This window comes from Streptomyces sp. DSM 116793, from assembly GCF_057320905.1.
This window is the reverse complement of sequence record NZ_CM170494.1, coordinates 188,072-206,083: the sequence shown is the minus strand read 5'-3', so window position 1 is coordinate 206,083 and position 18,012 is coordinate 188,072. Positions and strand designations below refer to the sequence as shown.

The window sequence follows — 18,012 nt, the reverse complement described above, 5'->3', positions numbered from 1 at the left end:
CAGGGGTGCCGCGGACGAAGACGGGTACGGCCATGACCCCGCGTGGGCAGAGGACGTGCGGTCCTCCCGGCCCCGCCGGCCGGGTGAGTGCCTCACCCGGCCGGGCTCCGCCGTCCCCGCGTCCCCGCTAGGAGTGCCTGCGCGGCCAGGTGGCCCGAGGCGCCGTTCAGACCCGCGCCGGGATGGGCGGACGCGCCGATGTGCCACAGCCGGCGTACGGCCCTCCGATGGCGGGCCGCACTCGGCACCGGACGCCACACGAGGCTCTGGTCCAGCTCGCAGGAGCCGGCGTAGGGGTCCCCGTCGACGGCGTCGGGGTTGAGCGCCTCGCCGAGCGCCCCGTACGCCGGGCCGGACGTGAACAGGGGGTGCCACGAGGAGAAGGTGCCGTGGCGGTAGCCGGGAAGGGTGCGCTCCTCCGTGGCGATGAAGCCGCCCAGCCGCTCACGGCGTTCGAACAGGCGTTCCGTCCAGCCCGCACCGGCCAGCTCGGCGGCGGCCACCAGGCCGTTGACGCCCCCGCCGATCACCACGGCGTCGGTGACGTCCGCCATCGCCGTCTCCCTGCGGTCGTGTCGCACGGCGACGGCCCACCACCCGCACATCTCCGCCCAGTGCCGTACGACCCCTGGGGGACCGCCGCGCGCCGTACGAGACCCTGCGGGTACCGGCCTGCCCACCGTACGACCCTGCGGGGGCGTCGCGCACGGTCCGCACCCAGTCTGCCCCCGGTGGCGCCCGTGCCGGAGCCGTCGAGCCGGAGGAGTGGCCCCGCGCCGCTCAGACGTCGGTCATGTAGGCGTTCAGCTCCTTGGGCCGCATGCCGAACCGCACCTTGTACGCGCCGTTGCGCCGCCCGCCCTCGAAGACCGGCACGCCCACCCGGAAGCCCAGTTGCAGCATGCCGGCCATGAGCAGGTAGTAGGCACTGAACGGCAGGCCCTTGCGCCGGTCCTCGAACCGGTCCCAGCCGCCCGCCCAGGCGTGGATCTTGGCCGGCTCGACGAACATCACCGACTTGGCGATGATCTCGCCGTCCAGCACCACCTCGACGATCCGCGCCCCCTTCTGCGTGTGCCGCAGGAAGGACGCGAAGCGCTCCTTGCTGTAGTAGCCGGCGGAGCCCACGTTCTCCATCAGCGCCTCGAAGAGCCGGAAGCTCTCCGGGTCCTCCTGGAGGTGGGGATCGCGGTCGATGATCTTCACGCCGCTCTCCTCGGCCCGCCGCAGGTGGCGGCGGAACTCCCGGCGCGTCTTGGACGGCAGGTGCGCCAGGTACCCCTCCCAGTCGCCCAGGCCCGAAAGGTCGACGGTGTAGCGGGTGTCCAGCGGCGTCGCGGCCAGGCCCGCGGCTTCGAGGACGGCGGCCGTCGGGGTGTCCGCCGCCACGTTGATGAGGCCGCAGCGGGACAGCCCCGCTCCGGCGGCGATCCGCCGCATGGCCGCCACCACCAGGCCCGCGACCTCGGGCGTCAGCGCCGTGCTGGCGAGCTGGGTGTCCGAGCAGTGCCAGACATGGCTGAGGAGCGCCTGCTCGCCCTCGGCCAGGCCCAGGGCGCGCAGCGGGTCGCCCTGGACATAACAGGGTGTCAGGCCGACGACCTGGTCCGCATCGTCCAGCACCTCGATGTAGTGCACCTCGCGCACCGGCTGGATGGGCTGCCGCTCGTACGCGCCGAGGAACTCGTGACCGTAGTAGAACTCCGACACGCCCGCGGCGGCGGCCAGGCCGGCCGTCTCCGGTGCGAGGTCGTCGACACTGCGGACGATCCGGGTGCGGTACCCGTCAGTACGCTTCGAAGTATTCACGATGCTCCCAGTCCAGAGGTGTGTCGTCGCCGTCCGCCTGCGCCGTGTCCGCCCGCCACGCCGCGTGGCGCCGTGACTCACTGTCCTTGAGCAGTCGCAGACAGTCCGCCAGAGGGCCGCCCAGCATAGCGCGGAGGACGGGGTCCTCCTGAAACGCCGTCAGGGCCTCTTCGAGACCGCGCGGCAGCGGGGCGTGCTCCTGGCCGTGCGGGTCGCGTGCGGGCTTGCCCGGGGACAGTCGCCGCGCGACGCCGTCCAGGCCCGCGGACAGCTGGGAGGCCATGTACAGGTAGGGGTTGGCGCACGGCTCGCCGACGCGGTTCTCCAGATGGGTCGCCGCCGCGCCGAACCCGCCCAGCACGCGCAGGAACGCCTCACGGCTCTCGTGGGACCACGCGATCCGGCTCGGCGAGAGGGAGAACCGGCCGCTGAGGCGCCGGTAGCCGTTGACGGTCGGCACGCACAGCAGCGCACCGGCCGCGGCATGGTCGAGGAGACCGCCGAGGAAGTGCTCGCCGAACGGGGACAGCAGCGTCTTACGGTCCGCCGCCGCGAAGAGGTTGGCCCCGGTGGAGCGGCGGGCCACCGACTGGTGCAGGTGCCAGCCGCTGGGGTCGAAGCCGGGCAGGCCGGGCAGGGCCATGAAGGAGGCGTGGTGGCCGAGGCGCGCGCACACCTGCTTGGTGACCGTGCGGAACAGCAGCATGGCGTCCGCCGCCGCCAGTGCCTCCATGGGGGCGAAGGTGAACTCCAGCTGGCCCGGCCCGGACTCGTGCTCCACGGTCCGCAGTGGCAGATCCAGCCTCAGCAGCGCGTCGGCCAGCGGCTCCACGACGTCGGCCAGCGCGTCGGTGGCGGAGTCCAGGTTGAACTGGTAGCCGCCGTCGACGGGGGCGACGGCCGGCGGTTCCCCCTGGATGCCGAAGCCGCCGACCGTCCCGGTGAAGGACTCCGACAGGCGGCGGGTGAGGTACCACTCGACCTCGAGCCCCACCACGTACTCCATGTCCCGCTCGCCCAGGTCCGCCGTGAGCCGCCGCAGGGCGGCACGGCTGGAGAGCGGGTGCGGCCGGCCGGAGCGCAGGTACTCGTCGCCGATGACCCAGCCGGTGCGGGCACGCGGGTGCGGCAGGACCCGGAACGTCAGCGGATCGGGCACGAGGAAGAAGTCGCCGGCGCCGGTGATCTCCCCGACGCCGATGCCGCCGCCGTCCGCGGTGAAGTCCACGGCCACGGCATGCCCGGTGTCGAAGACGAAGGGCCCCGGGCTGAGATCCATGCCGTTGCGCAGCACCGTCCGGAAGGCGTCCGGGGTCAGGGTCTTGGACCGTGCGAGCCCGTGCGGATCGCCGAAGACGATACGCACGAAGTCCAGGGTGTCGAGCGCGGCCCCGAGCTCCGCTGCGGCCTCCTGCTGCCGGGCGTCCCACAGGCCGTGCCGCGCGACGAAGTCGTGCTCGCCGGTGCTCAGCCGGTCGTAGGCGGTGCGGCCCTTGCGGACCTGCGAATCGGTCATCGGTCACCGGCTCTCTCCCCGAAGGGGGCAATGGCGTGGCGGGAGGGGGCAGGAGGCAGGGGCGGGCCGGGCAGGGCCTCCTGGAGTGCTTCCGCGAGGTCCAGGACCACCGCCTCGCACCACTCGTGGCCGACGATCTGCAGGCCGGCCGGCAGGCCGGCCGCGCTGAGGCCGACGGGGACGGAGACCGCCGGCAGCCCCGTGAGGTTGAACGGGTAGGTGGCGGGTGTCCACGCGAGCCAGTCGAGCGGTGCGCCGCCGGCCGGGCCCTCCGGCCGCCAGGCGTCGACGGGGAAGGGGTCGACCGGCACCGTCCCCGTCACCAGCACGTCGAGGTCCGCCATGCGGGCGCGCAGCCGCTGCCGCAGGTGCGCACGCCCGGTCTCGGCCCGCAGCAGGTCGGCGGCGCTCAGCCGCCTGCCGTGCTCGACGATCCGCAGCCGGGCGGGGTCCGCCCACCGGTCGTCCTCGGGGCGCGACCCGGCCGCCTCGGCGGCGGCCAGGATCGTCACCAGGGCCGGGTAGGGGTCGTCGAAAGGCGTCTCGATCTCCTCGACCCGGTGGCCGAGCGCGTCGAGTACGTCCACGGCGGCCCGCCAGCACTCACCGAGGCCGGGCGCGGCGGGCGCGCCGAGAGAGCTGATCCAGCCGATCCGCAGCGGGGCCCGCGGGTCGCGGACGGCTGGCGGAGATGCCGGCGGATCCGACGAGAACGGATCGTCCGGGTGTGCGCCGGACATCACCGACAGCAGCAGGCGCGCGTCGTCCACGGTCCGCGTCAGCGGCCCCATGTGGGCGAGCCGCTCGGGTCCCGACGGCACATAGGGGACCCGGCCGAAGGTGGGCTTGAGCCCCACCACCGAGCAGAACGAGGCGGGGACGCGGATCGAGCCGGCGCCGTCCGTCCCGGTGGCCGCGACCCCCAGCCCCGCGGCGACGGCCGCCGCGGCACCACCGCTGGATCCGCCGGCACTGCGCGCGGGATCAAAGGGGTTGGCCGCCGGCGGCACCAGGCGGTTCACCGTGGCCGCACTCCAGCCGCCCTCGGAGGTGGTGGTCTTGCCGATGACCACGGCGCCGGCCGCGCGCAGCCGGGCGACCGCGGGGGCGTCGTGGGCGGGTGTCCAGTCGCGGCGGGCGAGCGAGCCACGCGTGGTGCGGATGCCCTCGGTGGGGGTGAGGTCCTTCACGGAGACGGGCACGCCCAGCAGCGGGCGTCCGTCCCACGCCGCCGCGCCGAGCGCCGCGATACGGCGTTCCGCCTCGCGCGCCTCGGCCCGGGCCCGGTCGTGCGCCACGGTGACGAAGGCGCTCAGGTACGGGTTCAGCTCGTCGGCCAGGTCGAGGGTGGCGTCCACGAACTCCACCGGTGACAGCTCGCGCGCCGCGTACCGGCGCCGCAGCCCCGCGGCGCTCTCGCGGCGCAGTGCGTCATCCATAGAACTCCCGGAACCAGTCGTTGCCGAAGTCGCTCACCTGGGTGTCGTACCGGCCCATCGCGTCGTGCAGCAGCGCCAGGACACCGCCCACGGCGACCGCACGGCGCAGGTCCCGCATGCCGTACGGCGGCTCCGCGGCCCGCATCACCCGCAGGTCGTGCACGCCGGGCAGGTACCGGCCCTCGAAGTGCAACCCCAGGGGCACCCGGATGGCGTGCCGCACACCGAAGGTGACGTGTCCGGTGTGGTGCTGGTCCGACCACTCGGTCACGTCGGGCATGGTCGGGGCGTAGAACCAGTCGGCGCGGCCGGGCTCGCGGTCCCAGACGCCGAGCGAGTGCGGAAGGTAGTGCCAGGTGTTGAAGCGCATCCGTGCGCTGTAGGCGCTCAGGACCTTCACCAGGCCCGCCCGGTCGGACTCGAACCGGCGGGCGAAGTCCGCGCTCGGCACGACACAGCAGTAGAAGTCGCCGGTGCGCAGCGCGAGCGGGTCGTCGGCGCCGGACGCGCCGGCGCGCAGCGGCTTCAGCGAGCGAGGGCCCCGCCCCATCGCGACGTCGGACTCCAGTGCCTCGGCCGCGGCGCTCAGGAAGTCCTTCAGGAACCCTTCGAAGGCGGTGGTGAAGCCGGCCGGCGGTGCGGCGGCGTGCAGGTCGGCCGCCAGCCGGGCGACCGCGGGCGCGGCCTCGGACAGCGACGTGGCGTCACGGGGGATTCCGTGCGAGGCGAGGAACGACCGCAGGGACTCCGGCACGTCCGCGTAGCCGGGGGCCGGCCGCAGCAGGTGCTCGGTCTTGTGCAGGTTCAGGCCGTTGATGCGCCGGTAGAACACCGCCCCGGAGTCCTGCGCTCGCCGCCGGTCCGCCCGGCAGGCGCGTGCCAGCTCCGCGAGCCGCTCTCCCCGGGATGCGCCCGGGACGCGGGGCGGTTGTCCGCCGTACCGCCGGATGCGGCCGGTCAGGAACGCCTCCAGCTCCGCCGGGCCCAGCTGGGCGCCGTTGAACTCCTCCGCGCGCACCGGGCTTCCGCTGTCCAGCAGGAGGTTCAGGCAGGCCACGAAGCAGGCGTCCTCCGCAGACCACTCCTGCACGGGCACGCCGGCGAGCCGGGTGAGGACGCTGCGCTCGTCGGGCTCGGAGAGGGACTTGCCGGGGAGGTTGCTGAACCCGCCCAGATTCGAGTAGCAGGAGTCGCCGACGTGGATCAGGACCGGGGCCATGTGCACCACCGTGTGGGCGATGCGGTCGAGCAGCGCCCGCACCTCGCCGGGCGGCCGGGCACAGAGCCACGTGTGCATCTCGGCCCGTTCCGCGGCGTCGTCCCGCGACCGGGCGGCGTGCTGGGAGCGTGCGGCGTGCGCCCGGTCGTCACTCCACCGCGGCGCTCCTATCACTTCGGCGCCGGGCGGCGGCGACGTGCACCCGAGCGCGGTGCGCACCCGGCCCGTCCGGTCCAGAAGCAGCAGGTCGCCCGTGCGCGCCGCGGGGTCAAGCGGCACGTCGCCCGTGCAAAGGGCGTTCAGGAACAGCCGGTCCGCATTCGTCATCGCCTTACGGGCGATCCGCTCGGGAATACGCCCGTCCAGGGTGATTGCGGTGTGCGCGGCTAATCGCACCACTCCTGCTTTTCTGGACTCCTCCGCGGCTTTCTTGATTATGCGTGCGAAGCCCTCGGACCGTAAGGAAACCATCCCCGTTGCCCCCGGCAGACTGGGAACCGTGAGACATGACCCCCGGTTCGTGCGGATTTCCGCGCCGTCCATGGAAGTTGACATCCATTCGGGCGCAAACCGATGGAGAACCATAGCATTCGCTGCTCGCCGCAGGCACCTCCAAGGAGAAATATGACACAGGTCATAACCGCCGGGACCGCTGCCGAGATAGGTGTCAAATACAAGAATCTCAGGGGGAGGGTTGACGTGGAAAATAACGTTGTGCAGGATCGGAGTCGATGCCTTGATCTCGGATGATCTCTCCAGTGCATTGGCCTGCAGTGCCGACCAGCAACGGGAACCACTGATTCCGGAAGTCTGCCTCGTCTCCGGTCAGCAATATGCAGAGGCGACGGGACGGGCGGGATGGGGGACGCATGACCGGAGAATTACAGGAAAGGGGCAGACCGGCTTCTGCCGCCGAACTGGCCGCGCTGTACGCGTCCGTCAGCAGAGGTGACCCGGAGTTCGACACCCTGGCCCCCGCGGTCGTCGTGGTCGAGCCGTGTCACGGCGGGCGGCTCTTCTCACGGCTGACCGAGCGGCTGCGGCCGTTCGGTGTGCACGTCCTGGCCATCGACCACGCAGAGCACGCCGAACACGCAGGGGACGCTGAACACGCCGAGCCCGGCGTCGCAGCCGCGGGCGGCGAGGGCACCGGGCCCGCGCGCGTGCCCGGCCCGGGGGTGTTCCTCCTGTCGGGACCGCTGCACGGCTGGTGCCTGCGGCCCGCCGACGCGGACGGCCGGGCCCCGGACCCGGAGACCGCTCACCCGGCCGAGGACAAGGACGTCTCCACGGTCTGCGAGGCGGTGGTCTCGGCCCGCCTGCGCACCTTCACGGCCGCGGCACTGCCCGCCGCCACGTTCACCCGGACCCACCGGCCCGGCTCCGACTCCATCGGTGTGGTGCAGTTCAACGCCGGCAAGGAGATCGTGGCGAAGATCGGCCCGTCGGACGTGATGCGCGCGGAGACGGAGTTCGTCTCCCGCGCCAACGCCGAACTCGCCGGGATCGACCGCCCCCCGCTGTTCCCCCGGTTGTACGGGGTGCACGCCGAGGGCCGTCAGACCGTCAGCCTGATGGAGGCCGCGGGCCCCACCGACCTCATCGAGACGCTGTTCAGCGATGACGCCAAGACCGAGGTGCGCCCCGACGCCGTGGCGACCCTCTCGCCCTACCTGGAGCAACTGGAGAGCTGGTACCGCCTGACGGCCTCCCGGGAGGAGCCCACGGCGGGGGACTACCTCTACCGCGAGCGCTTCCACGCGCTCCGTGCCCACCCGGCGTTCCGCGCCACCTTCTCGTCCCTCCTGCCCGGCTGCGACCTCGACGAGACACTGGCCGCCGAGGTCCTCCTGCCGAACGGGGTGAAGGTCCCCGGCTACACCGAGGCGTCCCGGTGGCTGGACCGCGTCGCACCCTCCCTGCTGCCCCGCGGCGGCAGCCGGGTACACGGTGACATCTACCTGACGAACATGCTCCGCCGCACCGACGGCGGCCCCGTCTTCATCGACCCGCGCACCGTGTGGGACGGCCGCGAACGTCCCGACGCCGGGTACGGAGATCCGGCCTTCGACCTGGCCACCCTGCTGCACGGCCTGCTCCCCATGGCGGCCGTCCTCGAAGCGGTCAGGCGCAGGACCGAGCACCGGCTCTTCGGCGCGGAGGCGGCCGTCGGCACCGGAGGAAGGCCGCACGACCTCCGCTCGATGCGTCTTCCCACGGAGTTCTCCGACGCGCTGCGCACCGTGGAGCAGCGGCTCGTCGAAGGCTGCCCCGGGGACGAGCCGCGCGAGGTGGTCCGCTGCCGGCTGTACATCGGGGCGGCCTGCTCCCTCGCCGGCTGGCTGAAGTACGAGCGGTCCCTGCGCAGCCGCCCCGCGTGGCTCGCCACGTACGCGTACACCCTCTGGTATCTGGAGCGCGCCAAGGCCGTCCACCAGCAGTACTCATGGTAGGGAGAGAGCCCCCATGGCCACGTTGAACTACGACCTGCACGCCGCCGAGTACGCCCGCCACCGCCGCCCGTACGCCGGGCTGGTGGAGCACATGGTCGAGCATGCCCGGCTGACCGGTGCCTCCAGCGTCCTGGAGGTGGGCTGCGGCACCGCGAACCACCTGGCGGGCGTCGTCCGGGCGACGGGAGCCCGCGGTGTCGGTGTGGACCCGTCCCGGGAGATGCTCAAGGAGGCCGAGAGCCACCCGGTCGACCTGCACCTGCTGACCGGCACCGCCGAGGAGCTCGACCTGCCCGAGGACTCCTTCGACCTGGTCCTCTCCGTCGACGTCATCCACCATGTGCGGGAGCCCGGCCGCTACTTCGAGCGGGCCTTCCGGCTGCTCAAGCCGGGTGGCCTGATCTGCACCGCCACCGACTCCGAGTGGATCATCCGCAACCGCGTCCCGCTCGCCCGGTACTTCCCCGCCACCGTCGACGTCGAACTCGCGCGCTACCACGCGGTCCCCGCGCTGGTCGCACAGTTGGGGGAAGCCGGATTCACCTTCGAGCACGAGCAGCTGTTCGAGAGCCGCTACGAGCTGACCGACGCCCGGAAGTTCGAGGAGAAGGCGTTCTCGTCGCTCCACCTGATCCCCGAGGAGGACTTCCGCTCGGGCCTCGCCGCCCTCCGCGCCGACCTCGCCCGGGGACCCGTCGAGGCAAATATGCGCATCTGCGCGCTGTGGGGACGGAAGCCCGCATGATCCCCCGGTACGCACACCCCGAGATGGCCGACCTGTGGACCGACGAGGCGCGGTACACGGCCTGGGTCCGGGTGGAGGTCCTGGCCTGCGAGGCGCAGGCCAGGCTGGGCACCATGACGGACACCGAGCTGGCCGCCGTCCGCGCCGCGCCCGTGCCCACCCCCGAACAGGTCGGAAAGGAGGAGCTGACCCGCGACCACGAGATCCTCGCCTTCCTGGCCGCCTACACCGCGGGCATGCCGAGCGAGGCCGCGCGATGGGTGCACCACGGCATGACCAGCTACGACCTGGTCGACACCGCACTCGGCCACACGCTGGCCACCTCCTGCGACGTCCTGCTGGCCGCCGTGGCCAGGCTGAGGGCGTCGCTGGCGCGCCGGGCCCTGGAGCACTGGGACACCGTGTGCGTGGCACGCACCCACGGCATCCACGCCGAGCCCACCACCTTCGGGCAGAAACTGGCCGGGTTCGCCTTCGGGGTGCAGCGGTCCATCGAGCGGCTGCGGGCGGCGCGGACCGCCGTCGCGGTCGGCACCGTCTCCGGCCCCGTCGGCACCTACTCCCGCATCGACCCGTTCGTCGAGGAGTACGTGTGCGGCGCGCTGGGCCTGGGCGTGGAACCGGTGCCCACCCAGGTGGTCGCGCGCGACCGGCACGCGCAACTGCTCGACGCGGTGGCGCTGCTCGGCGCCGTGGTCGAGCAGATCGGCCTGGAGCTGCGGCTGCTGCAGCGCACCGAGGTGCGGGAGGTGGAGGAGCCCCGCAGCAGCGCCTACCAGGGCTCCAGCGCCATGCCGCACAAACGCAACCCCACCCTGAGCGAGCGGATCTGCGGCCTGGCCCGCCTGCTGCGCGCCAACGCCGGCGCGGCCGCCGAGAACGTCGCCCTGTGGCACGAGCGGGACCTCGCGCACTCCTCCGTCGAGCGGATCGTGCTGCCCGACAGCCTCATCGCGGCGCACTACCAGGCGACCTCGGCGGCCCGGATCATCGAGGACATGCAGGTGTACCCCGAGCGCATGCGGCAGAACCTGGAGCTGACCCGCGGGCTGATCCACAGCTCCGGGGTGATGCTCGACCTGATCGCCGCGGGGGAGGACCGGGAGACGGCGTACCGTACGGTGCAGTCGGCGGCGACCGCGGCATGGCGCGAGGACCGCCACCTGTCCGAGACGCTGCGCGACCACGGCATCGAGACAGGGCCCGAGCAGTACGACCCCCAGCTCTTCCTGAAGAGCCGTCAGATCATCCGAAAGCGTGTGGAGGAACTCCTCGATGTGGAAGTGTGATGTCGCCGATGCCGCCGGGCTCGACGTCGCGGAGGTCGCGGCGCTCTACCGGGCATCGGGCCTCGGGGCGCGCCGCCCCGTGGACGACGAGGAGCGCTTCGCCGCCATGGTCCGGAACGCCAACCTGATCGTCACCGCCCGCGTCGACGACCGCCTGGTGGGCATCTCCCGCGCCATGACGGACTTCGCCTACACGACCTATCTCAGTGATCTCGCCGTGGACCGCGCCTTCCAGCGCCGCGGCATCGGGCGGGACCTGATTGCACGGACCCGGCAGGCCGCGCCGCGCGCGAAGATCGTGCTGCTCTCCGCCCCGGCCGCCACCGAGTACTACCCGCACATCGGCTTCACCCGGCACGGCTCGGCGTGGGTCCTCGATTCGGAGCAGTGAGCGGTACCGGACAGGCACCGCCGCACACCTCGTCACGATGGCAAGGAGAACGGACCGCGATGCCGAGCAGGATGACGCTGTTGCTGCTGGCCTTCGGCGCGTTCGCGGTGGGGACGGACGGCTATGTACTCAGCGGCATCCTCCCGCTCATCGCCGGCGACCTCGGCGTCTCCGAGGCCCTCACCGGTCAGCTGGTCACCGCCTTCGCGCTGACCTACGCGATCAGCGCGCCGGTGCTGATGACCGCCACGGCCACCCTCTCCCGCCGGGCCGTGCTACAGGGCTCCCTCGCCGTCTTCCTGCTGGCCAACGCGGTGGGGGCGCTCGCCCCCGACTACCTGCTGCTGATGGCCGCCCGGATCCTGGCCGGCGTGGGCGCCGCGGTCTACATGAACACCGCGGTGGCCACGGCCGGCGCGGTGGTCCCCGACAACCTGCGCGGCCGCGCCCTGGCCCAGGTGATCGCCGGTCTCACGGTGGCCACCGCCCTGGGCGTGCCCATCGGCACCCTGGTGGGCGGGCTCGGTGACTGGCGGCTGACGCTCGGTCTGGTCGCGGTGCTCAGCGCGCTGGTCATGGCCGGGCTCGCGGTCTTCCTGCCCGCCATCGACAGACCCGCGCCGATCAGCATGGCGAGCCGGCTGCGCGTCGCCGCGCAGCCGCCGGTGCTCTTCGCGGTGCTGGCCAACCTCTGCGCGGTGGCCGGCAGCTTCGTGGTCTTCACCTATCTGGCGGTGCTGGCCGCCGACGTGACGCCGCTGCACGGCGCGGCCCTGAGCGCGCTGCTGTTCGCCTGGGGCGTCGCCGGCGGGGTGGGCAACGCCATCGGCGGCCGGCGGGCCGACCGCCTCGGCGGCGACCATGTCTTCCGTACCGGGGTGCTGGGGGTGATCGTCTCCTTCGCCGCGCTGGGCGCGATCGCGTGGCTCACCCCGTTCGGGAGGGTGCCGACCACGGTGGCCTTCGCGGCGGCGGTCATGGTGTGGAGCCTGCTCTACTGGATGATTCCGCCGTCACAGTTGCAAAGAGTCATGGTGCGTGCCGTCGACGCTCCCGCCGTCGCCATGTCCGTGAGCAGTTCCTCCTCCTACTTCGGTGTGGCGCTCGGCGGAGCGGTGGGCGGGGCCGTGCTCGGCACCACGTCCGCCGGCGCGCTGCCCTGGGCCGGCATCGCGCTGGAAGCCGCCGCTCTCGGGGTGCTGTCCGTCGCCCGGTGGCGGGAGGGCCGCGCCGCCGGCCTCGGGGAGAGCAGGCAGCGGCCCGCGCGAAGCCGCATCTGAGCCCGGCGTCGGTGTCGCCGACCGCCGTCCGGCCCCGCGGCCTGGTCACCCGATTCGGCCTCGCCCACAGCCGGCTCATCGTGGAACGGGTCACGAAGGCCGGCACACGCTGCTCTCACGTCCACGAGGAGCCGTCCCGGTACGGGCATGATGCCTTCCTGATGGACGTGCCCGCCTGTCCCGACAGGGTGGCGGAGTGGCCCGACACCCTTGCGCGACCCCCTGCGGACGGCCGCATCCTGGCCGTCCCGACCACCCCCCTCGACCAGGAAGACAGATGACACCGACGCTCGACGACGCCGCCGACCCCGGCCCCCCGCCCCGCCGTCCGGTGCGCCTGATCGGCAGGGCCGTGCAGCGCCCGCTGGTGCCCGACCGGCCCGCACGGCGGACGACGCAACTGCTGTTCGGCCTCTGCCTGTACGGCGCCAGCGACGCCCTGGTCGTCATGTCGGGGCTCGGCGTCGAACCATGGGACGCCCTCAGCCAGGGCCTGTCGCGCACCGTCGGCCTGGGCATCGGCATGTGGACCAACATCATCGGTGCGGCCGTGCTGCTGCTGTGGCTCCCGCTGCGCATCAGGCCCGGGCTCGGCACGGTGCTCAATGTGCTGCTCGTCGGCACGTCGATGGACGTGGTGCTGACGTGGTCCCCCGAGCCGCACGCCCTGTGGATGCGCTGGATCGTGCTGATCGCGGGCATCCTCCTCAACGGAGTGGCCACCGGCGCCTACATCGGAGCGGGCCTCGGCCCCGGCCCGCGCGACGGTCTGATGACCGGCTGGGCCGCCCGGGGCCACTCGATCCGCGGCGTACGGTGGGTGATCGAGCTGACCGTGCTCGCCATCGGCTTCCTGCTGGGGGCCACCATCGGGATCGGCACCGTCCTCTACGCCCTGGCCATCGGACCGCTGGCACAGGTCTTCATCCCGGGCCTTGCGGTGCGGCGCCGCACGTCCGCCGGCTCCGCCGAGGGGTCCCCGGCAGCCGCCGGCTCTCCGGAGGCCTCCCCGCCCGTCGCCTCTCCGCAAGCCTCACCGGCCGCCGGAACTGCGGAAGGGTCCGCGGCCGCCGGCCCGCTACCGTCCTCGCCGGGACCGGGCCAGGACGGCGGGCCCGCCTGAGGCACTCCCCGGGGCGATGAGCGCCTCGTTCATCTCCTCCAGCGCCAGCCCGTTGGTGGTCGGACCGAGCAGTCCGATGTCGAGTGCGATCAGGACGAGCGTCACCGCCACCGCGAGGAAGAGCACACCCGAACCGTACGAGTCGAGGAACGGCACCATCATGAAGGGCATGGCGGCCGTGCAGATCCGGGAGACGGAGTACGTCCAGCTCACGGCGGAGACGCGGTGTGCCGTGGAGAAGATCTCCACCTGGTAGACGTGGTAGGCGTTCGAGAAGACATTGCTGACGGCGGTGTACACCAGGCCCGAGGCGATGATCATCGCCTCACTGTCCGCGTACCCGAAGAGCATGCCCGAGGCGGCCATCGACAGGGAGGTCGCGACGATCAGGTACTTGCGCTCGACCCGCTCGATCAACGGGACCGACAGCACCGAGCCGAGCGGGTAGCCCAGGAACGTCACCGCGCTGAACAGCAGGGAGTGGACGATCGAGTAGCCCTTCTCCGCCAGCACCAGCGGTGCCATGGTGCCGAAACCGTAACCGCCGAAGGCCTGGAGGAGATGGAAGACGGCCAGCATGCCCACCCGGCGCCGGTGCAGGGGCGAGAGCCGCTGCTTGCCCGGCACGCCGGCGGCCGGGACCACGGCGGCTGGCGCGACGGGCGCGGGGGCACCGGCGAGCCCCGCCGGGTCGGCCGGGGCCGGTGCCGTACCGGATCCGGCCGGAACAGTGGGCGCTGCCGGGACGGCGGGACCAACCTGACCCGTGGGCGTCGCCGCGACCGTGGGCGGCGCCGCCCGTACCGTACCCCGGCCGTCCTCAAGCCTCAGCAGCTCGGCCTCCGCCTCCTCAAGGCGCCCCACCGACGCGAGCCAGCGCGGGGACTCGACGAGCCACCGGCGCATCGCGAGGACGCACAGACCACCGGCCGCCCCGATGAGCAGCAGCCATCTCCAGCCGTCCAGGCCGAGCGGCTGGCGGGGCTGGAGCCAGCGGGCCATCAGGCCCACCGCCGGCACTCCGGCGAAGGCGATGGTGTACGCCCAGGCGGTCAGCCGGCCGCGTGAGCGGACCGGCAGCAGGTCGCCCAGGTAGGCGTCCGAGAGCGGTAGCACCGGCCCGATGCCCAGCCCCGCCAGGAACCGCATCACGACCAGGACCCACACGTTCCCGCTGAACGCCCCGGCGGCGGAGAGCACGGTGTAGATCGCGACGCCCACCAGCAGTGCCCGGCGCCGGCCGATCCGTGGGGCCACCCGGCCCATCGCGAGCACGCCGACGAACATGCCGGCGAAGACGGAGGCGATCACCGCCGAGGTCTCCGTCTGGCTCAGCTGGTGGCGTTCCTGCATCACGGCGGCGAGCATGCCCGACATGAAGATCTCGAACATGTCGAAGAACATGGCCAGGCCCACCGTGGCGATCACCCGGCGCAGCACCGGTGTCATCGGCAGGCGGTCCAGACGTGCCGTGAACTGCGTGGATCCGTAGGCCATCGTCGTCTCCTCGGGCACGTCGGCGGCGGGCTCCGGCCGGTCGTGGCGAATGCTGGTGGTTGACGGAAGTGGGGGGTGACGGAACTCGGGGGTGACGGAACGTGGGGGTCGAAACCGAGGTGGCAGGGACCGGGGCGTGGGCAGAGGGGACGGGGGTGCCCGGACAGCAGGCCGGGTGGGGGAGGGCCCCGGACAGCCGGCCGGACGGCTCCCCGAGTGGCGGACGGGGATGGCGGCCCGGGCAGCCCGGTGGCCGGTCGCGGCGGCTCAGGCCGGCTCGTTCTCCGGGGCCCACTTGATCGAGCAGCCCATGCTCGGGTGATGCGGCTCGGGCACCGCCTCGCCGGCCAGCACATGCCCGATCGCGGTGCGCAGCCTGGCTCCGGTCACCGGCCGGCCGTTACCGGGTGTCGAGTCGTCGAGCGAACCGCGGTAGGCCAGCCGCCGGTCCGCGTCGTACAGGAAGAAGTCAGGCGTGCAGGCCGCCCGGTACGCCCGCGTGACCGACTGGTCCGCGTCGACGAGGTAGGGGAAGTCCCACCCCGTACGGTCGAGCTGGGCCCGCAGGCCCGGCACGGCGTCGTCCGGTGAGACGCCGGCGTCGTTGCCGCACACCCCCACCACCGCGCAGTCGGGGAACTCCCGGGCCAGCTCGCCCAGTGCCTTCTCGACGTGCCGGACATAGGGGCAGTGGTTGGACAGGAACGCGACGAGCAGCGCGGGTGCACCGGCGAAGTCCGCGAGCCGGACCTGCCCGGCCCCGTCGACGGCGGGCAGGGAGAGCTCAGGAGCGGGAGTGCCGAGGGGCACCATGAAGGAGGACACTGGCATGGTCAGGGCCTTTCTGCGGGGGTTCGTGGAGCACCCGTGCCGGGTCCGTGCGGGTCCGCGCGGACCCGTAGGCGGCCGTGCGGGCCCGTGCGGCGCGCACGGCCCGGCGCGGGCGGTGACGGTGTGCCCGGTCAGTCCTGCGGCGCGTCCGAGAGCAGCAGCGGAGCGTCCGGGTCCAGGTCGCGCGAGTCGTGGACGACCTCGACGTACATGCCGTCCGGGTCGAGGACGAAGAAGTAGTCGACGAGCGTGCGCCCCCGGGCGATGCCCGTCACGTCCCCGATGCCCGCCGCGACGATCTCCGCACGGGTCTTCTCCAGGTCGGGCACGCTGAACCCGAGGTGCTTCACCCCGATCTCCGGGAGGTTGTTGCCCACCGTGAAGACGGGCCGCGGACGGGTGCCGTCGTCGGCGTAGTGGAACAGCTCCAGGACGAAGCCGTCCTCCTTCCTCAGGTGGGCGATGGTCAGTGACTTGTCGCTCTTGCTCCACTCGGCCACGAGCCGGAAACCGAAATACCCGTAGAAGGACTTCGAGGCGTCCAGGTCGTGGACCGTGAGGGCGATGTGGTGCGGCGTGAAGGTGGCCATGAGGTCTCCCTGCCTGCTGCCTGCTGCCTGCCGGCGGCTGTCTGGTGGGGGTGGAACGGGCCGTCGCCCGGGTGCTCGCGGGTACTCGGCCGGGGGAGGGGCACTACCCGGCACCCGGCCGGCCCGGGGCGCCACACCCGTGCTCGGCCGGGGAAAGGGCGTCACACGGGTGCCTCGCCGAGCCGGCCCGCGGTGTGCACGGGCTCCAGCAACTCCATCCGCGGCGGGCCCTGGACGTACTGCGGGTGCCGGGCCAGGAACTCGGCGGTCTGGGGGGTGGCACGGTGTTCCAGGAACGCTTCACGGTTCCGGTAGATCTCGTAGAACACCCGGGCAAGTGGCTCGCCGTCCACCCGGTGGATGGCGTACGCCACCAGCCCCGGCTCGCTGGCCGCGGCCTCCTGGATCCGCCAGTGGGCCAGGGCGTCGAACTCCTCCACCGACTCGGGCTTCACCTCGAACCGGGCGACCACTGCGTACACGCACACCCCTCCTCGGAAGTAGGTCCGGTCACGGCCGTGGGTACGGCCACGGCGGCGGGCCCGCGGCTACCGGCCGCCATCGGTGGCCAGCAGGGGGAAACCGCCCTCGTACGAGACGCCCTGGGCGATCTCCTCCTCGTTGGCCGCGATGCAGTCCGCCAGGGCGGACACCCAGGACTCCTCCAGACGCCGCGCCTGCGCGGTGGCGAGGATCTGACGGAGCGGGTTCACATGGGCCTCGGACAGCCCCCGCAGGCTGAGGATGTGGTCGTCCGTCACCTCGTGCGGGAAGGAGACCGGCACCGGGCTGCCGCTCACCCGGAAGTTGAGGATGGTGCGGATGCACTTCTCGCAGCGGCAGCAGTTGCGGTCCTTCTGCTGGCCCTGCCAGCACACCCGCAGGTTGTCGGCGCCCTCCGGCCACAGCCGGGCCAGCCCCGCCACCTTCTCGTTCCGGTCGATGCCGGCCGCGTCGTGGTGGATGCGTATCCGCCCGCCGGAGAGCAGCGGGTCCGTCACCGGGTTCGAGCCCCACGGCAGCAGCAGCGAGGCGTACGGCTCGGAGCTGGCGACCACACCGTGCCGGAACCCGCCGCTGAAGAGGGTGAGCACGGAGGTCACACCCGTTCCGAAGGCGTCCTCCCAGTGGCTGAGGTCGCTGTGCCACAGGGTGCGGAAGTTGGTGACGACCGGAATCAGTTCCACGCCCACCTTCTGCAGCACCGGCGCACTGCGCTGCCGCAGGCTCTCGTACGCCTCGCGCTCCGTCAGGGGAATGTCGAAGCCGTGCACCATGACCGCACCGGTCAGCTCCAGGGACGACCGCCCCGCGTCCTTCGACACATGGCGGATCGTGGAGAAGTGGCTGTCCACGCCCCCGGAGAAGGACTGCACCGCGGACCGGTCGTCGGGGCCCTCGCGGTCCGGCAGCTCCTCCTCGGCGGTGACCGTCACACGGTGGTACCGCTCGGGGCGCCACTGCAGCCAGGCGGCCTGGAACTCGTCGAGATTGTCCAGCAGCGTGCCGGTCACCCCGCCGCCGATGTGCAGGTGCTCCCCGGTGCGCATGGCCACGAACAGGGTGGCGAGCGCGAACGGGTCCATGGTGTCGGTGAGCAGCGGCTCGTGGCGGCGCTCGATCCGGTACCACAGCCGGTCGGGCTCCGACGGCCTCGCGTCGCTGGTCACCTCGACGCCGATCTCGACCCAGTCTCCGTCATACGTACGAGTGACAGCGCTTGTCTTCATGCCTTCTTCCTTCTTCGCGGTGTGCCGGTGGAGTCTTGATGTGTACGCGGGGCTGTGGGGTGGAGCGTCGGGCCGCGGCGGGTATGGGCTGACCGCACCG

Annotated in this window: 16 protein-coding genes; 6 read left to right on the top strand and 10 right to left on the bottom strand. The window is 72.5% G+C overall.

All coding sequences use genetic code 11. The annotated features are described in order from the left end of the window. Positions 1–92 precede the first annotated feature (92 nt). The 5 genes from ACSMXW_RS00880 to ACSMXW_RS00860 all read right to left on the bottom strand — a co-directional run bounded on the left by ACSMXW_RS00880 (position 93) and on the right by ACSMXW_RS00860 (position 6,382). On the bottom strand, positions 93–554 hold the full coding sequence (locus tag ACSMXW_RS00880; RefSeq protein ID WP_485803177.1) for an NAD(P)-binding protein: 462 nt from the start codon (positions 552–554) through the stop codon (positions 93–95). A gap of 226 nt (positions 555–780) precedes the next feature. Continuing rightward, the gene (locus ACSMXW_RS00875; protein ID WP_485803175.1) at positions 781–1,809 is read right to left on the bottom strand and encodes a GNAT family N-acetyltransferase; all 1,029 of its coding nucleotides are present in this window, start codon (positions 1,807–1,809) and stop codon (positions 781–783) included. After that, entirely contained in the window at positions 1,787–3,325 is a 1,539-nt protein-coding gene (locus ACSMXW_RS00870; RefSeq protein ID WP_485803173.1) for a type I glutamate--ammonia ligase, read from the bottom strand. The genes ACSMXW_RS00875 and ACSMXW_RS00870 overlap by 23 nt, the downstream gene beginning before the upstream one ends. Beyond that, entirely contained in the window at positions 3,322–4,764 is a 1,443-nt protein-coding gene (locus ACSMXW_RS00865; protein WP_485803172.1) for an amidase, read from the bottom strand. The genes ACSMXW_RS00870 and ACSMXW_RS00865 overlap by 4 nt, the downstream gene beginning before the upstream one ends. Further along, positions 4,757–6,382: a hypothetical protein gene (locus tag ACSMXW_RS00860; protein ID WP_485803170.1), complete on the bottom strand. Its 1,626-nt coding sequence runs from the start codon at positions 6,380–6,382 to the stop codon at positions 4,757–4,759. The genes ACSMXW_RS00865 and ACSMXW_RS00860 overlap by 8 nt, the downstream gene beginning before the upstream one ends. Before the next feature lie 470 nt (positions 6,383–6,852). Here ACSMXW_RS00860 and ACSMXW_RS00855 point away from each other — a divergent pair, with 470 nt between their 5' ends. The 6 genes from ACSMXW_RS00855 (at position 6,853) to yczE (ending at position 13,264) form a co-directional block, all read left to right on the top strand. Then, positions 6,853–8,436, top strand: a complete 1,584-nt coding sequence (locus ACSMXW_RS00855) for a phosphotransferase family protein (protein ID WP_485803168.1) — start codon at positions 6,853–6,855, stop codon at positions 8,434–8,436. A gap of 13 nt (positions 8,437–8,449) precedes the next feature. Next, on the top strand, positions 8,450–9,181 hold the full coding sequence (locus ACSMXW_RS00850) for a class I SAM-dependent methyltransferase (RefSeq protein ID WP_485803166.1): 732 nt from the start codon (positions 8,450–8,452) through the stop codon (positions 9,179–9,181). After that, positions 9,178–10,470 carry an adenylosuccinate lyase gene (gene purB / locus ACSMXW_RS00845; protein WP_485803165.1) on the top strand — a complete coding sequence of 431 codons (1,293 nt, stop codon included), beginning with the start codon at positions 9,178–9,180 and terminating at the stop codon, positions 10,468–10,470. The genes ACSMXW_RS00850 and purB overlap by 4 nt, the downstream gene beginning before the upstream one ends. Then, positions 10,457–10,861, top strand: a complete 405-nt coding sequence (locus tag ACSMXW_RS00840; protein WP_485803163.1) for a GNAT family N-acetyltransferase — start codon at positions 10,457–10,459, stop codon at positions 10,859–10,861. Before purB ends, ACSMXW_RS00840 begins: the two co-directional genes overlap by 14 nt. 59 nt (positions 10,862–10,920) lie before the next feature. Then, the gene (locus ACSMXW_RS00835; RefSeq protein ID WP_485803161.1) at positions 10,921–12,141 is read left to right on the top strand and encodes an MFS transporter; all 1,221 of its coding nucleotides are present in this window, start codon (positions 10,921–10,923) and stop codon (positions 12,139–12,141) included. A 277-nt stretch (positions 12,142–12,418) separates the two neighbouring features. Beyond that, positions 12,419–13,264: a membrane protein YczE gene (gene yczE, locus ACSMXW_RS00830; protein ID WP_485803159.1), complete on the top strand. Its 846-nt coding sequence runs from the start codon at positions 12,419–12,421 to the stop codon at positions 13,262–13,264. On the opposite strand, the gene ACSMXW_RS00825 is transcribed toward yczE, so the two are convergent. The 5 genes from ACSMXW_RS00825 to ACSMXW_RS00805 all read right to left on the bottom strand — a co-directional run bounded on the left by ACSMXW_RS00825 (position 13,220) and on the right by ACSMXW_RS00805 (position 17,912). Then, positions 13,220–14,761, bottom strand: a complete 1,542-nt coding sequence (locus tag ACSMXW_RS00825) for an MFS transporter (RefSeq protein ID WP_485803157.1) — start codon at positions 14,759–14,761, stop codon at positions 13,220–13,222. The two genes, yczE and ACSMXW_RS00825, sit on opposite strands and share 45 nt — an antisense overlap. A 267-nt stretch (positions 14,762–15,028) precedes the next feature. Then, a complete protein-coding gene (locus tag ACSMXW_RS00820; protein WP_485803155.1) occupies positions 15,029–15,592 on the bottom strand; it encodes a thioredoxin family protein in 564 nt (187 codons plus the stop codon). 131 nt (positions 15,593–15,723) lie between these two features. Beyond that, positions 15,724–16,182: a VOC family protein gene (locus ACSMXW_RS00815; protein WP_485803153.1), complete on the bottom strand. Its 459-nt coding sequence runs from the start codon at positions 16,180–16,182 to the stop codon at positions 15,724–15,726. A 161-nt stretch (positions 16,183–16,343) separates the two neighbouring features. After that, positions 16,344–16,664, bottom strand: coding sequence for a putative quinol monooxygenase (locus tag ACSMXW_RS00810; RefSeq protein ID WP_485803152.1), 321 nt, complete (start codon positions 16,662–16,664; stop codon positions 16,344–16,346). Between the two features lie 66 nt (positions 16,665–16,730). Further along, on the bottom strand, positions 16,731–17,912 hold the full coding sequence (locus ACSMXW_RS00805) for a hypothetical protein (protein WP_485803150.1): 1,182 nt from the start codon (positions 17,910–17,912) through the stop codon (positions 16,731–16,733). Between the last annotated feature and the right edge of the window lie 100 nt (positions 17,913–18,012).